At 50.5% G+C, this 16,236-nt stretch carries 14 protein-coding genes and 3 tRNA genes; all 17 read left to right on the top strand.

What is annotated here, in order from left to right:
• Positions 1-4 precede the first annotated feature (4 nt).
• The 17 genes from hrsA to nadA all read left to right on the top strand — a co-directional run bounded on the left by hrsA (position 5) and on the right by nadA (position 16,210).
• On the top strand, positions 5-1,981 hold the full coding sequence (gene hrsA / locus SF0566; protein NP_706503.1) for a PTS system 2-O-a-mannosyl-D-glycerate specific transporter subunit IIABC: 1,977 nt from the start codon (positions 5-7) through the stop codon (positions 1,979-1,981).
• Positions 1,982-1,998: 17 nt separating this feature from the next.
• Positions 1,999-4,632 carry an alpha-mannosidase gene (gene ybgG / locus SF0565; RefSeq protein NP_706502.1) on the top strand — a complete coding sequence of 878 codons (2,634 nt, stop codon included), beginning with the start codon at positions 1,999-2,001 and terminating at the stop codon, positions 4,630-4,632.
• A 24-nt stretch (positions 4,633-4,656) separates the two neighbouring features.
• Entirely contained in the window at positions 4,657-4,884 is a 228-nt protein-coding gene (locus SF0564a) for a hypothetical protein (RefSeq protein ID YP_008439232.1), read from the top strand.
• A gap of 593 nt (positions 4,885-5,477) precedes the next feature.
• On the top strand, positions 5,478-7,049 hold the full coding sequence (gene cydA, locus SF0564) for a cytochrome d terminal oxidase subunit 1 (RefSeq protein NP_706501.1): 1,572 nt from the start codon (positions 5,478-5,480) through the stop codon (positions 7,047-7,049).
• A 15-nt stretch (positions 7,050-7,064) separates the two neighbouring features.
• Positions 7,065-8,204 carry a cytochrome d ubiquinol oxidase subunit 2 gene (cydB, locus tag SF0563; protein ID NP_706500.1) on the top strand — a complete coding sequence of 380 codons (1,140 nt, stop codon included), beginning with the start codon at positions 7,065-7,067 and terminating at the stop codon, positions 8,202-8,204.
• Between the two features lie 127 nt (positions 8,205-8,331).
• Positions 8,332-8,625 carry a hypothetical protein gene (gene ybgE / locus SF0562; RefSeq protein ID NP_706499.1) on the top strand — a complete coding sequence of 98 codons (294 nt, stop codon included), beginning with the start codon at positions 8,332-8,334 and terminating at the stop codon, positions 8,623-8,625.
• Between the two features lie 149 nt (positions 8,626-8,774).
• The gene (ybgC, locus tag SF0561) at positions 8,775-9,179 is read left to right on the top strand and encodes an acyl-CoA thioester hydrolase YbgC (protein NP_706498.1); all 405 of its coding nucleotides are present in this window, start codon (positions 8,775-8,777) and stop codon (positions 9,177-9,179) included.
• Positions 9,176-9,868 carry a colicin uptake protein TolQ gene (tolQ, locus tag SF0560; protein NP_706497.1) on the top strand — a complete coding sequence of 231 codons (693 nt, stop codon included), beginning with the start codon at positions 9,176-9,178 and terminating at the stop codon, positions 9,866-9,868. Before ybgC ends, tolQ begins: the two co-directional genes overlap by 4 nt.
• Before the next feature lie 3 nt (positions 9,869-9,871).
• Positions 9,872-10,300, top strand: a complete 429-nt coding sequence (tolR, locus tag SF0559; protein NP_706496.1) for a colicin uptake protein TolR — start codon at positions 9,872-9,874, stop codon at positions 10,298-10,300.
• A 64-nt stretch (positions 10,301-10,364) separates the two neighbouring features.
• The gene (tolA, locus tag SF0558) at positions 10,365-11,606 is read left to right on the top strand and encodes a cell envelope integrity inner membrane protein TolA (RefSeq protein NP_706495.1); all 1,242 of its coding nucleotides are present in this window, start codon (positions 10,365-10,367) and stop codon (positions 11,604-11,606) included.
• 132 nt (positions 11,607-11,738) lie between these two features.
• Positions 11,739-13,031, top strand: coding sequence for a translocation protein TolB (gene tolB, locus SF0557; protein NP_706494.2), 1,293 nt, complete (start codon positions 11,739-11,741; stop codon positions 13,029-13,031).
• A 34-nt stretch (positions 13,032-13,065) separates the two neighbouring features.
• Entirely contained in the window at positions 13,066-13,587 is a 522-nt protein-coding gene (gene pal, locus SF0556) for a peptidoglycan-associated outer membrane lipoprotein (protein ID NP_706493.2), read from the top strand.
• Between the two features lie 9 nt (positions 13,588-13,596).
• Positions 13,597-14,388, top strand: coding sequence for a tol-pal system protein YbgF (gene ybgF / locus SF0555; protein ID NP_706492.1), 792 nt, complete (start codon positions 13,597-13,599; stop codon positions 14,386-14,388).
• Positions 14,389-14,552: 164 nt separating this feature from the next.
• Positions 14,553-14,628 (top strand) — tRNA-Lys (locus tag SF4447).
• A 135-nt stretch (positions 14,629-14,763) separates the two neighbouring features.
• Positions 14,764-14,839 (top strand) — tRNA-Val (locus SF4446).
• 3 nt (positions 14,840-14,842) lie between these two features.
• Positions 14,843-14,918 (top strand) — tRNA-Lys (locus SF4445).
• 248 nt (positions 14,919-15,166) lie between these two features.
• Complete coding sequence (nadA, locus tag SF0554; protein ID NP_706491.1) at positions 15,167-16,210, top strand: quinolinate synthetase; 1,044 nt, start codon at positions 15,167-15,169, stop codon at positions 16,208-16,210.
• Positions 16,211-16,236: the final 26 nt, after the last annotated feature.

Raw genomic sequence — 16,236 nt, 5'->3', positions numbered from 1 at the left:
CGCAATGGTATTGTTTTGTCGGGCACACTGGCGCGACTATAAAAACGATCAAGTGAGGATCATGATGAACCTGACGACTCTGACCCACCGCGATGCGTTGTGTCTGAATGCGCGCTTTACCAGCCGTGAAGAGGCCATTCACGCGTTGACTCAACGTCTTGCTGCTCTGGGGAAAATTTCCAGTACTGAGCAATTTCTGAAAGAAGTGTATCGCCGTGAAAGCCTTGGCCCGACCGCCTTAAGTGAAGGGTTGGCTGTGCCGCATGGCAAAACTGCTGCGGTAAAAGAAGCGGCGTTTGCGGTCGCCACACTCAGCGAGCCGCTTCAGTGGGAAGGCGTGGATGGCCCGGAAGCGGTTGATTTAGTGGTGTTGCTGGCGATTCCCCTCAATGAAGCGGGTACTACGCACATGCAACTGCTGACAGCGCTGACCACGCGCCTGGCGGATGATGAGATTCGGGCGCGTATACAGTCGGCGACGACGCCTGATGAATTGCTCTCGGCGCTGGATGACAAGGGAGGCACGCAACCTTCTGCCTCTTTTTCCAACGCGCCAACTATCGTTTGCGTAACGGCCTGCCCGGCGGGTATTGCTCACACCTACATGGCTGCGGAGTATCTGGAAAAAGCCGGACGCAAACTCGGCGTGAATGTCTACGTTGAAAAGCAAGGTGCTAACGGTATTGAAGGGCGTTTAACGGCGGATCAACTCAATAGTGCAACTGCCTGTATTTTTGCGGCTGAAGTCGCCATCAAGGAGAGTGAGCGTTTTAACGGCATTCCTGCGCTTTCTGTGCCTGTTGCCGAGCCGATTCGCCATGCAGAAGCGTTGATCCAACAATCGCTTACCCTCGAGCGTGGCGATGAGACGCGTACCTTACAGCAAGATACGCAACCGGTGAAAAGCGTCAAAACGGAGCTGAAACAGGCACTGTTGAGCGGGATCTCTTTTGCCGTACCGTTGATTGTCGCGGGGGGGACGGTGCTGGCGGTCGCGGTATTACTGTCGCAAATCTTCGGGCTACAAGATCTGTTTAATGAAGAAAACTCCTGGCTGTGGATGTACCGCAAACTGGGCGGCGGGCTGCTCGGAATTTTGATGGTACCGGTGCTGGCAGCCTATACCGCCTATTCGCTGGCAGATAAACCGGCGTTAGCGCCAGGCTTTGCGGCTGGACTTGCCGCCAACATGATCGGCTCCGGGTTTCTCGGCGCGGTCGTTGGCGGATTGATAGCCGGTTACTTGATACGCTGGATGAAAAATCACTTGCGTCTTAGCAGTAAATTCAATGGCTTCCTGACTTTTTATCTCTACCCGGTGCTCGGTACATTGGGAGCGGGCAGTCTGATGCTGTTTGTGGTGGGGGAACCTGTCGCCTGGATCAATAACTCGCTTACCGCCTGGCTGAACGGTCTGTCAGGAAGTAACGCGCTGTTGCTGGGTGCCATTCTCGGTTTTATGTGTTCCTTTGACCTTGGAGGGCCAGTGAATAAAGCCGCTTATGCATTCTGCCTGGGCGCAATGGCGAACGGCGTTTACGGCCCGTATGCCATTTTCGCCTCCGTCAAAATGGTTTCGGCATTTACCGTAACCGCTTCCACGATGCTCGCACCGCGCCTGTTTAAAGAGTTTGAAATTGAGACCGGGAAATCCACCTGGCTGTTAGGGCTGGCAGGTATTACCGAAGGGGCGATCCCGATGGCGATTGAAGATCCGCTGCGGGTTATTGGTTCGTTTGTGCTGGGCTCTATGGTAACGGGCGCTATTGTCGGTGCGATGAATATCGGCCTTTCGACACCCGGTGCTGGCATTTTCTCGCTCTTTTTACTTCATGATAATGGCGCGGGCGGTGTTATGGCGGCAATTGGCTGGTTTGGTGCGGCATTGGTGGGGGCTGCAATCTCGACTGCAATTCTCCTGATCTGGCGGCGTCACGCGGTTAAGCATGGCAACTATCTGACTGATGGCGTAATGCCATAAACAAAAAGGAAACGACGATGAAAGCGGTATCTCGCGTTCACATCACCCCGCATATGCACTGGGATCGGGAGTGGTATTTCACCACCGAAGAGTCACGCATTCTGCTGGTCAATAATATGGAAGAGATCCTGTGCCGACTGGAACAGGACAACGAATACAAATATTACGTACTCGACGGGCAAACGGCGATCCTCGAAGATTATTTCGCGGTGAAACCGGAAAACAAAGACCGCTTGAAGAAACTGGTAGAAGCCGGCAAGTTGATTATCGGCCCCTGGTATACCCAGACCGATACCACGATTGTTTCTGCGGAATCCATCGTCCGTAATCTGATGTACGGAATGCGTGACTGCCTCGCGTTTGGCGAGCCGATGAAAATAGGTTATTTACCCGATTCCTTTGGCATGTCCGGGCAACTGCCGCATATCTACAATGGATTTGGCATTACCTGCACCATGTTCTGGCGTGGATGTTCTGAGCGCCACGGTACGGATAAAACCGAGTTTTTGTGGCAAAGCAGTGACGGTAGCGAAGTGACGGCGCAGGTGATGCCGTTGGGTTATGCCATCGGTAAGTACTTACCTGCGGACGAAAACGGATTACGCAAACGCCTCGACAGTTATTTTGACGTGCTGGAAAAAGCGTCTGTAACCAAAGAGATTTTGCTGCCGAATGGGCATGATCAGATGCCATTGCAGCAAAATATCTTCGAAGTGATGGAGAAACTGCGCGAAATTTATCCTCAACGAAAGTTTGTGATGAGCCGTTTTGAAGAGGTATTTGAGAAGATCGAAGCGCAGCGAGATAATCTGGCAACCCTGAAAGGGGAATTTATTGATGGCAAATATATGCGCGTGCATCGCACCATCGGTTCCACGCGCATGGATATCAAAGTTGCCCACGCACGTATTGAAAATAAGATTGTTAATCTGCTGGAACCGCTGGCAACGCTGGCCAGGACGTTGGGTTTTGGATACCACCACGGCTTGCTGGAGAAAATGTGGAAAGAGATCTTAAAAAATCATGCCCACGACAGCATCGGCTGCTGCTGTCGTGACAAAGTTCATCGCGAAATCGTCGCCCGCTTCGAACTGGCTGAAGACATGGCGGATAATCTGCTGCGTTTCTATATGCGTAAAATCGCCGACAACATGCCGCAGAGCGACGCCGACAAACTCGTCCTGTTTAACCTGATGCCCTGGCCGCGGGAAGAAGTGATCAACACCACTGTGCGGCTGCGCGCCAGCCAGTTTAATCTACGAGACGATCGCGGTCAGCCTGTACCGTATTTTATTCGCCATGCCCGTGAGATCGATCCAGGCCTAATCGATCGGCAAATAGTTCATTACGGTAATTACGATCCCTTTATGGAGTTTGATATACAGATCAACCAGATTGTCCCTTCTATGGGCTATCGCACGCTTTATATCGAAGCGAATCAGCCTGGCAACGTGATTGCGGCAAAAAGTGACGCTGAAGGGATACTGGAAAATGCTTTCTGGCAAATTGCGCTCAATGAGGATGGAACGCTACAACTGGTAGATAAAGATAGCGGTGTGCGCTATGACCGGGTGTTGCAAATTGAAGAAAGCTCTGATGATGGTGATGAATATGACTATTCACCCGCAAAAGAAGAGTGGGTAATTACTTCGGCGAATGCGAAACCGCAATGCGAGATTATTCATGAGGCCTGGCAGAGCAGGGCTGTTATCCGCTATGAAATGGCGGTGCCGCGTAATCTGCAACAACGCAGCGCAAGACAATCCACTGGCAGAGTAGATGTCGAGTTGGTTGTCACTCTTAGTCATAACAACAGGCGCATTGATGTGGATATCAACCTTGATAACCAGGCTGACGATCATCGCCTTCGCGTCCTGATCCCTACATCTTTTAACACCGATAGTGTTCTGGCAGATACCCAGTTTGGTTCGCTAACGCGCCCCGTGAACGACAGTGCAATGAACAACTGGCAGCAAGAAAGCTGGAAAGAAGCGCCGGTTCCGGTATGGAATATGCTCAACTATGCAGCCTTACAGGAAGGGCGTAACGGCATGGCTGTCTTTAGCGAAGGGCTACGTGAATTTGAAGTCATCGGTGAAGAGAAGAAAACCTTTGCCATTACGTTGCTGCGCGGCGTGGGCTTACTGGGGAAAGAAGATCTGCTTTTAAGGCCTAGGCGGCCTTCGGGAATTAAAATGCCAGTCCCGGACTCACAACTACGTGGTCTGCTTTCTTGTCGCCTAAGTTTATTGAGTTATACCGGTACGCCAACCGCCGCTGGTGTAGCTCAGCAGGCGCGAGCATGGCTGACTCCAGTACAGTGTTACAACAAAATCCCATGGGATGCGATGAAGCTCAACAAAGCCGGATTCAACGTGCCGGAAAGTTATAGTTTGTTGAAAATGCCCCCAGTGGGATGCCTGATAAGCGCACTTAAGAAAGCTGAAGACCGACAAGAAGTGATTTTACGGCTGTTTAATCCGGCTGAATCAGCAACCTGTGATGCGACTGTTGCTTTCAGTCGCGAGGTGATTTCTTGCTCAGAAACGATGATGGATGAACACATTACCACCGAGGAAAATCAAGGTTCAAATCTATCGGGGCCTTTTTTACCCGGCCAGTCACGGACGTTCAGTTACCGGCTTGCCTGAATAGCAATCAAACCGAAGCCACATATGCGCGGCCAGATTGTTGACAAAGGGCGCTTTGTTCATGCCGGATACGGCATGAACGCTTTATTCGGTCTACAAAAGCAGGCAAATTCAATATATTGCAGAGATGATGTAGACACTGGCAAGCGTAGCGCATCAGGTAATTTTGTGTTTATCTTCACTCTCAAGCTACGTATATGTGGCTTTATTTTTAACAAAATAATAACCACGGGTGAGTTAATTATAATATAATTATAAGTTAATTAAATGTTAATATCGGCGGGGGGGAGATTTATGCCTTTATTAATAATCCTGAAACTCTGCGTCGTATTAGCCAGTGACCAAAAAAAGAATTAAGGTCAACCGTGCTGTTTTTGCTTCGTCTCTTTTTATCTTTAATTGCCAACCGAAACTAATTTCAGTCTTATAATTCACACATTTTAAACATAAATATCACTAAAGTTACCTTGTTGAAACATGATTAACATAATTTGTAGAAATTGATATTTATCAATGTATAAGTCTTGGAAATGGGCATCAAAAAGAGATAAATTGTTCTCGATCAAATTGGCTGAAAGGCGGCAATTTAGCTATAAATTGATCACCGTCGAAAAATGCAAATTTGCTTCAACAAAAACCTGTTTATTGTAAGGATTTTGCGGCGTAATATATACGTGGGATCAATTTGAGTTTTTATTAACATGTTTGCAACCTTTCTTTACGCCGTTTTTGTGTGCATTCACATGGTATGATGAAAGTGTTCAAACAAATTTCTATTGGGGCATGCGTGTGACCCTTTCTAACGGGGTTCACTCTCGGAGTCTTCATGCGATGAGCAAGGAGTCATGATGTTAGATATAGTCGAACTGTCGCGCTTACAGTTTGCCTTGACCGCGATGTACCACTTCCTTTTTGTGCCACTGACGCTCGGTATGGCGTTCCTCCTGGCCATTATGGAAACGGTCTACGTCCTCTCCGGCAAACAGATTTATAAAGATATGACCAAGTTCTGGGGCAAGTTGTTTGGTATCAACTTCGCTCTGGGTGTGGCTACCGGTCTGACCATGGAGTTCCAGTTCGGGACTAACTGGTCTTACTATTCCCACTATGTAGGGGATATCTTCGGTGCGCCGCTGGCAATCGAAGGTCTGATGGCCTTCTTCCTCGAATCCACCTTTGTAGGTCTGTTCTTCTTCGGTTGGGATCGTCTGGGTAAAGTTCAGCATATGTGTGTCACCTGGCTGGTGGCGCTCGGTTCAAACCTGTCCGCACTGTGGATTCTGGTTGCGAACGGCTGGATGCAAAACCCAATCGCGTCCGATTTCAACTTTGAAACTATGCGTATGGAGATGGTGAGCTTCTCCGAGCTGGTGCTTAACCCGGTTGCTCAGGTGAAATTCGTTCACACTGTAGCGTCTGGTTATGTGACTGGCGCGATGTTCATCCTCGGTATCAGCGCATGGTATATGCTGAAAGGTCGTGACTTCGCCTTCGCTAAACGCTCCTTTGCTATCGCTGCCAGCTTCGGTATGGCTGCTGTTCTGTCTGTTATTGTTCTGGGTGATGAATCCGGCTACGAAATGGGCGACGTGCAGAAAACCAAACTGGCTGCTATTGAAGCCGAGTGGGAAACGCAACCTGCGCCTGCTGCCTTTACTTTGTTCGGCATTCCTGATCAGGAAGAGGAGACGAACAAATTTGCGATTCAGATCCCTTACGCACTGGGCATCATTGCAACGCGTTCCGTGGATACCCCGGTTATCGGCCTGAAAGAGCTGATGGTGCAGCATGAAGAACGCATTCGTAACGGGATGAAGGCGTACTCTCTGCTCGAACAACTGCGTTCTGGTTCTACCGACCAGGCGGTTCGTGACCAGTTCAATAGCATGAAGAAAGACCTCGGTTACGGTCTGCTGCTGAAACGCTATACGCCAAACGTGGCTGATGCGACTGAAGCGCAGATTCAACAGGCAACCAAAGACTCCATCCCGCGTGTAGCGCCGCTGTACTTTGCGTTCCGTATCATGGTGGCGTGTGGCTTCCTGCTGCTGGCAATCATCGCGCTCTCTTTCTGGAGTGTCATCCGCAACCGCATTGGCGAGAAAAAATGGCTTCTGCGCGCCGCGCTGTACGGTATTCCGCTGCCGTGGATTGCTGTAGAAGCGGGCTGGTTCGTGGCTGAATATGGCCGCCAACCGTGGGCTATCGGTGAAGTGCTGCCGACAGCTGTGGCGAATTCGTCACTGACCGCAGGCGATCTCATCTTCTCAATGGTGCTGATTTGCGGCCTGTATACCCTGTTCCTGGTGGCAGAATTGTTCTTAATGTTCAAGTTTGCACGCCTCGGCCCAAGCAGCCTGAAAACCGGTCGCTATCACTTTGAGCAGTCTTCCACGACTACTCAGCCGGCACGCTAAGACAGGAGTCGTCAAATGATCGATTATGAAGTATTGCGTTTTATCTGGTGGCTGCTGGTTGGCGTTCTGCTGATTGGTTTTGCAGTCACTGACGGTTTCGACATGGGGGTGGGCATGCTCACCCGTTTCCTCGGTCGTAACGACACCGAGCGTCGAATTATGATTAACTCCATTGCACCACACTGGGACGGTAACCAGGTTTGGCTGATCACCGCGGGCGGCGCACTCTTTGCTGCCTGGCCGATGGTCTATGCCGCTGCGTTCTCCGGCTTCTATGTGGCGATGATCCTCGTGCTGGCGTCTTTGTTCTTCCGTCCGGTCGGTTTTGACTACCGCTCCAAGATTGAAGAAACCCGCTGGCGTAACATGTGGGACTGGGGCATCTTCATTGGTAGCTTCGTTCCGCCGCTGGTAATTGGTGTAGCGTTCGGTAACCTGTTGCAGGGCGTACCGTTCAACGTTGATGAATATCTGCGTCTGTACTACACCGGTAACTTCTTCCAGTTGCTTAACCCGTTCGGCCTGCTGGCAGGCGTGGTGAGCGTAGGGATGATCATTACTCAGGGCGCAACCTATCTGCAAATGCGTACCGTGGGCGAACTGCACCTGCGTACCCGTGCAACGGCTCAGGTGGCTGCGCTGGTGACACTGGTCTGTTTCGCACTGGCTGGCGTATGGGTGATGTACGGTATCGATGGTTATGTCGTGAAATCGACAATGGACCATTACGCAGCCTCTAACCCACTGAATAAAGAAGTGGTTCGTGAAGCTGGCGCATGGCTGGTTAACTTCAACAACACGCCAATTCTGTGGGCTATTCCGGCACTGGGTGTGGTTCTGCTGCTGCTGACCATCCTGACTGCACGTATGGATAAAGCCGCGTGGGCGTTTGTGTTCTCCTCCCTGACGCTGGCCTGCATCATCCTGACAGCCGGTATCGCAATGTTCCCGTTTGTGATGCCGTCCAGCACCATGATGAACGCAAGTCTGACAATGTGGGATGCAACTTCCAGCCAGCTGACGCTTAACGTCATGACCTGGGTTGCGGTGGTTCTGGTACCGATCATTCTGCTCTACACCGCCTGGTGTTACTGGAAAATGTTCGGTCGTATCACCAAAGAAGATATTGAACGTAACACCCACTCTCTGTACTAAGTAAGGAGCTAAAAATGTGGTATTTCGCATGGATTCTGGGAACGCTTCTTGCCTGTTCGTTTGGGGTAATCACCGCGCTGGCGCTTGAACACGTCGAATCAGGCAAAGCCGGTCAAGAAGACATCTGATGAGTAAGATTATCGCGACCTTGTATGCGGTAATGGACAAGCGCCCCCTGCGGGCGCTTTCCTTCGTGATGGCGCTTCTGTTAGCAGGATGTATGTTTTGGGACCCATCTCGTTTTGCCGCGAAGACCAGTGAACTGGAAATCTGGCATGGTTTATTGCTGATGTGGGCCGTCTGTGCTGGTGTGATTCACGGCGTGGGCTTTCGTCCGCAGAAGGTTCTTTGGCAAGGGATTTTTTGCCCATTGCTTGCCGATATTGTTCTCATTGTCGGGCTGATTTTCTTCTTCTTTTAAATCAGAATTCTCTTTAAAAAATTATGGGCCGCTCCAGGCCCATAAATTTTTACGCGCCCTTAACTTGCCCTCATTCCCAAACCTCAATCGCGCGCGTATAGTAGCAGCGTTTAAAAGCTCTAACTTTTGTTGCATTACCGGGATGTAAAGTGAATACAACGCTGTTTCGATGGCCGGTTCGCGTCTACTATGAAGATACCGATGCCGGTGGTGTGGTGTACCACGCCAGTTACGTCGCTTTTTATGAAAGAGCACGCACAGAGATGCTGCGTCATCATCACTTCAGTCAGCAGGCGCTGATGGCTGAACGCGTTGCCTTTGTGGTACGTAAAATGACGGTGGAATATTACGCACCTGCGCGGCTCGACGATATGCTCGAAATACAGACTGAAATAACATCAATGCGTGGCACCTCTTTGGTTTTCACGCAACGTATTGTCAACGCCGAGAATACTTTGCTGAATGAAGCAGAGGTTCTGGTTGTTTGCGTTGACCCACTCAAAATGAAGCCTCGTGCGCTTCCCAAGTCTATTGTCGCGGAGTTTAAGCAGTGACTGACATGAATATCCTTGATTTGTTCCTGAAGGCTAGCCTTCTGGTTAAACTTATCATGTTGATTTTGATTGGTTTTTCAATCGCATCCTGGGCCATTATTATCCAGCGAACCCGTATTCTTAACGCAGCGGCGCGTGAAGCCGAAGCGTTTGAAGATAAATTCTGGTCTGGAATCGAACTCTCTCGCCTCTATCAAGAGAGTCAGGGGAAACGGGATAATCTGACTGGTTCGGAACAAATCTTTTACAGCGGGTTCAAAGAGTTTGTGCGCCTGCATCGTGCCAATAGCCATGCGCCGGAAGCCGTAGTGGAAGGGGCGTCGCGTGCTATGCGTATCTCCATGAACCGTGAACTTGAAAATCTGGAAACGCACATTCCGTTCCTCGGTACGGTTGGCTCCATCAGCCCGTATATTGGTCTGTTTGGTACGGTCTGGGGGATCATGCACGCCTTTATCGCCCTCGGGGCGGTAAAACAAGCAACACTGCAAATGGTTGCGCCCGGTATCGCAGAAGCGTTGATTGCGACGGCAATTGGTCTGTTCGCCGCAATTCCGGCGGTAATGGCTTATAACCGTCTCAACCAGCGCGTAAACAAACTGGAACTGAATTACGACAACTTTATGGAAGAGTTTACCGCGATTCTGCACCGCCAGGCGTTTACCGTTAGCGAGAGCAACAAGGGGTAAGCCATGGCCAGAGCGCGTGGACGAGGTCGTCGCGATCTCAAGTCCGAAATCAACATTGTTCCGTTGCTGGACGTACTGCTGGTGCTGTTGCTGATCTTTATGGCGACAGCGCCCATCATCACCCAGAGCGTGGAGGTCGATCTGCCAGACGCTACTGAATCACAGGCGGTGAGCAGTAACGATAATCCGCCAGTGATTGTTGAAGTGTCTGGTATTGGTCAGTACACCGTGGTGGTTGAGAAAGATCGCCTGGAGCGTTTACCACCAGAGCAGGTGGTGGCGGAAGTGTCCAGCCGTTTCAAGGCCAACCCGAAAACGGTCTTTCTGATCGGTGGCGCAAAAGATGTGCCTTACGATGAAATAATTAAAGCACTGAACTTGTTACATAGTGCGGGTGTGAAATCGGTTGGTTTAATGACGCAGCCTATCTAAACATCTGCGTTTCCCTTGCTTGAAAGAGAGCGGGTAACAGGCGAACAGTTTTTGGAAACCGAGAGTGTCAAAGGCAACCGAACAAAACGACAAGCTCAAGCGGGCGATAATTATTTCAGCAGTGCTGCATGTCATCTTATTTGCGGCGCTGATCTGGAGTTCGTTCGATGAGAATATAGAAGCTTCAGCCGGAGGCGGCGGTGGTTCGTCCATCGACGCTGTCATGGTTGATTCAGGTGCGGTAGTTGAGCAGTACAAACGCATGCAAAGCCAGGAATCAAGCGCGAAGCGTTCTGATGAACAGCGCAAGATGAAGGAACAGCAGGCTGCTGAAGAACTGCGTGAGAAACAAGCGGCTGAACAGGAACGCCTGAAGCAACTTGAGAAAGAGCGGTTAGCGGCTCAGGAGCAGAAAAAGCAGGCTGAAGAAGCCGCAAAACAGGCCGAGTTAAAGCAGAAGCAAGCTGAAGTGGCGGCAGCGAAAGCGGCGGCAGATGCTAAAGCTGCGGAAGAAGCAGCGAAGAAAGCGGCTGCAGACGCGAAGAAAAAAGCAGAAGCAGAAGCCGCCAAAGCCGCAGCCGAAGCGCAGAAAAAAGCCGAGGTAGCCGCTGCGGCACTGAAGAAGAAAGCGGAAGCGGCAGAAGCAGCTGCAGCTGAAGCAAGAAAGAAAGCGGCAACTGAAGCTGCTGAAAAAGCCAAGGCAGAAGCTGAGAAGAAAGCGGCTGCTGAAAAGGCTGCAGCTGATAAGAAAGCGGCAGCAGAGAAAGCTGCAGCCGACAAAAAAGCAGCAGAAAAAGCGGCTGCTGATAAGGCAGCAGCTGATAAGAAAGCAGCGGCAGAAAAAGCCGCCGCAGACAAAAAAGCGGCAGCGGCAAAAGCAGCAGCTGAAAAAGCCGCTGCAGCAAAAGCTGCCGCAGAGGCAGATGATATTTTCGGTGAGCTAAGCTCTGGTAAGAATGCACCGAAAACGGGGGGAGGGGCGAAAGGGAACAATGCTTCGCCTGCCGGGAGTGGTAATACTAAAAACAATGGCGCATCAGGGGCCGATATCAATAACTATGCCGGGCAGATTAAATCTGCTATCGAAAGTAAGTTCTATGACGCATCGTCCTATGCAGGCAAAACCTGTACGCTGCGCATAAAACTGGCACCCGATGGTATGTTACTGGATATCAAACCTGAAGGTGGCGATCCCGCACTTTGTCAGGCTGCGTTGGCAGCAGCTAAACTTGCGAAGATCCCGAAACCACCAAGCCAGGCAGTATATGAAGTGTTCAAAAACGCGCCATTGGACTTCAAACCGTAATCGCGATGTTGACTGTTCGGACGGTCAACATCAGGCACCGGTTGCCACGGGGTTCTGGTAGTTTTGTGTATTTTAGTTTGTTAACATTCTGCTAAATTATCGTGGGCCATCGGTCCAGATAAGGGAGATATGATGAAGCAGGCATTACGAGTAGCATTTGGTTTTCTCATACTGTGGGCATCAGTTCTGCATGCTGAAGTCCGCATTGTGATCGACAGCGGTGTAGATTCCGGTCGTCCTATTGGTGTTGTTCCTTTCCAGTGGGCGGGGCCTGGTGCGGCACCTGAAGATATTGGCGGCATCGTTGCTGCTGACTTGCGTAACAGCGGTAAATTTAATCCGTTAGATCGCGCTCGTCTGCCACAGCAGCCGGGTAGTGCGCAGGAAGTACAACCAGCTGCATGGTCCGCACTGGGCATTGACGCTGTAGTTGTCGGTCAAGTCACTCCGAATCCGGATGGTTCTTACAATGTTGCTTATCAACTTGTTGACACTGGCGGCGCACCGGGTACTGTACTTGCTCAGAACTCGTACAAAGTGAACAAGCAGTGGCTGCGTTATGCTGGTCATACCGCCAGTGATGAAGTGTTTGAAAAACTGACCGGCATTAAAGGTGCGTTCCGTACCCGTATTGCCTACGTTGTTCAGACCAACGGCGGTCAGTTCCCGTATGAACTGCGCGTATCTGACTATGACGGTTACAACCAGTTTGTCGTTCACCGTTCACCGCACCCGCTGATGTCTCCGGCGTGGTCACCAGACGGTTCTAAACTGGCTTATGTGACCTTCGAAAGCGGTCGTTCCGCGCTGGTTATTCAGACGCTGGCAAATGGCGCTGTACGTCAGGTGGCTTCATTCCCGCGTCACAACGGTGCACCTGCATTCTCGCCAGACGGCAGCAAACTGGCATTCGCCTTGTCGAAAACCGGTAGTCTGAACCTGTACGTAATGGATTTGGCTTCTGGTCAGATCCGCCAGGTGACTGATGGTCGCAGTAACAATACCGAACCGACCTGGTTCCCGGATAGCCAGAACCTGGCATTTACTTCTGACCTGGCCGGTCGTCCGCAGGTTTATAAAGTGAATATCAACGGCGGTGCGCCACAACGTATTACCTGGGAAGGTTCGCAGAACCAGGATGCGGATGTCAGCAGCGACGGTAAATTTATGGTAATGGTCAGCTCCAATGGTGGGCAGCAGCACATTGCCAAACAAGATCTGGCAACGGGAGGCGTACAAGTTCTGTCGTCCACGTTCCTGGATGAAACGCCAAGTCTGGCACCTAACGGCACTATGGTAATCTACAGCTCTTCTCAGGGGATGGGATCCGTGCTGAATTTGGTTTCTACAGATGGGCGTTTCAAAGCGCGTCTTCCGGCAACTGATGGACAGGTCAAATTCCCTGCCTGGTCGCCGTATCTGTGATAATAATTAATTGAATAGTAAAGGAATCATTGAAATGCAACTGAACAAAGTGCTGAAAGGGCTGATGATTGCTCTGCCTGTTATGGCAATTGCGGCATGTTCTTCCAACAAGAACGCCAGCAATGACGGCAGCGAAGGCATGCTGGGTGCCGGCACTGGTATGGATGCGAACGGCGGCAACGGCAACATGTCTTCCGAAGAGCAGGCTCGTCTGCAAATGCAACAGCTGCAGCAGAACAACATCGTTTACTTCGATCTGGACAAGTACGATATCCGTTCTGACTTCGCTCAAATGCTGGATGCACATGCAAACTTCCTGCGTAGCAACCCGTCTTACAAAGTCACCGTAGAAGGTCACGCGGACGAACGTGGTACTCCGGAATACAACATCTCCCTGGGTGAACGTCGTGCGAACGCCGTTAAGATGTACCTGCAGGGTAAAGGCGTTTCTGCAGACCAGATCTCCATCGTTTCTTACGGTAAAGAAAAACCTGCAGTACTGGGTCATGACGAAGCGGCATACTCCAAAAACCGTCGTGCGGTACTGGTTTACTAAGAGAATTGCATGAGCAGTAACTTCAGACATCAACTATTGAGTCTGTCGTTACTGGTTGGTATAGCGGCCCACTGGGCCGCTTTTGCTCAGGCACCAATCAGTAGTGTCAGCTCAGGCTCGGTCGAAGACCGCGTCACTCAACTTGAGCGTATTTCTAATGCTCACAGCCAGCTTTTAACCCAACTCCAGCAACAACTTTCTGATAATCAATCCGATATTGATTCCCTGCGTGGTCAGATTCAGGAAAATCAGTATCAACTGAATCAGGTCGTGGAGCGGCAAAAGCAGATCCTGTTGCAGATCGACAGCCTCAGCAGCGGTGGTGCAGCGGCGCAATCAACCAGCAGCGATCAAAGCGGTGCGACGGCATCAACGACGCCGACAGCTGATGCTGGTACTGCGAATGCTGGCGCGCCGGTGAAAAGCGGCGATGCAAACACGGATTACAATGCAGCTATTGCGCTGGTGCAGGATAAATCCCGCCAGGATGACGCAATGGTGGCATTTCAGAATTTCATCAAAAATTACCCTGATTCAACTTACCTGCCAAACGCCAATTATTGGCTGGGTCAGTTAAACTACAACAAGGGTAAAAAAGATGATGCGGCGTACTATTTTGCTTCGGTAGTGAAAAACTATCCGAAGTCACCAAAGGCTGCTGATGCGATGTTTAAAGTCGGCGTCATCATGCAGGACAAAGGTGACACCGCAAAAGCGAAAGCCGTATACCAGCAGGTTATCAGTAAATACCCTGGTACTGATGGCGCTAAACAGGCACAAAAACGTCTGAACGCGATGTAATGCATAACACACGACCAGAAGTCGCATTATTTCTGGTCGTGTCGTGCGAATCATAAGCAGTTGAGTGATCTGCATCGAAATTTTTGTTGCGCTCAAGTCTGAAATCAGTAATATATGCCGCCGTTGCCACGGGATATCAAACAAACCGAAAGCAACGAAAAAGTGGGTCGTTAGCTCAGTTGGTAGAGCAGTTGACTTTTAATCAATTGGTCGCAGGTTCGAATCCTGCACGACCCACCAATCGCTAAGGTGGAAGCGGTAGTAAAACGTGAAGGATAACGTTGCATCAGCAACGGCGCCGAAGGGCGAGACGAAGTCGAGTCATCCTGCACGACCCCCACTAACATAGTTAGTTGTAGTATCCAGCGCAGTATCGGGTGATTAGCTCAGCTGGGAGAGCACCTCCCTTACAAGGAGGGGGTCGGCGGTTCGATCCCGTCATCACCCACCACTCGGGTCGTTAGCTCAGTTGGTAGAGCAGTTGACTTTTAATCAATTGGTCGCAGGTTCGAATCCTGCACGACCCACCAATGCAAAAAAGCGCCCTAAAGGCGCTTTTTTGCTATTCAGGCATCCTCAATTTCACTTTGTAAACCTGATGACATCGTCAGAGCTTACTGTGCAAGCAACTCTACGTCGGTGGAATTAGGCGTAATTCGAGTGACTTTTCCCCACCATTCGACTATCTTGTTTAGCATATAAAACAAATTACACCGATAACAGCGAATGTTACGCTAATGTCGGTTTTAACGTTAAGCCTGTAAAACGAGATGGTAAGATGAGCGTAATGTTTGATCCAGACACGGCGATTTATCCTTTCCCCCCGAAGCCGACGCCGTTAAGCATTGATGAAAAAGCGTATTACCGCGAGAAGATAAAACGTCTGCTAAAAGAACGTAATGCGGTGATGGTTGCCCACTACTATACCGATCCCGAAATTCAACAACTGGCAGAAGAAACCGGTGGCTGTATTTCTGATTCTCTGGAAATGGCGCGCTTCGGTGCAAAGCATCCCGCTTCTACTTTGTTAGTCGCTGGGGTGAGATTTATGGGAGAAACCGCCAAAATTCTCAGTCCGGAAAAAACAATTCTGATGCCGACACTTCAGGTTGAGTGTTCACTGGATCTCGGCTGCCCTGTTGAAGAATTTAACGCATTTTACGATGCCCATCCCGATCGTACTGTCGTCGTCTACGCCAACACTTCTGCTGCGGTAAAAGCGCGCGCAGATTGGGTGGTAACTTCAAGCATTGCCGTCGAACTTATTGATCATCTTGATAGTTTGGGTGAAAAAATCATCTGGGCACCCGACAAACATCTGGGGCGTTACGTGCAAAAACAGACGGGTGGAGACATTTTATGCTGGCAGGGTGCCTGCATTGTGCATGATGAATTTAAGACTCAGGCGTTAACCCGCTTGCAAGAAGAATACCCGGATGCTGCCATACTGGTGCATCCAGAATCACCACAAGCTATTGTCGATATGGCGGATGCGGTCGGTTCCACCAGTCAACTGATCGCTGCTGCAAAAGCATTGCCTCATCAGAGGCTTATTGTGGCAACCGATCGGGGTATTTTCTACAAAATGCAGCAGGCGGTGCCAGATAAAGAGTTACTGGAAGCACCAACCGCGGGTGAGGGCGCAACCTGCCGCAGCTGCGCGCATTGTCCGTGGATGGCCATGAATGACCTTCAGGCTATCGCAGAGGCATTAGAACAGGAAGGAAGTAATCACGAGGTTCATGTCGATGAGAGGCTGCGAGAGAGGGCGCTGGTGCCGCTCAATCGTATGCTGGATTTTGCGGCTACACTACGTGGATAACGAATAATAAGGCGTAACGTTACGCT

Source organism: Shigella flexneri 2a str. 301, from assembly GCF_000006925.2.
Taxonomy (GTDB): Bacteria; Pseudomonadota; Gammaproteobacteria; order Enterobacterales; family Enterobacteriaceae; genus ECMA0423.
Note: the sequence above shows the minus strand (reverse complement) of the source record. Positions and strands in the feature narration are given on the sequence as shown.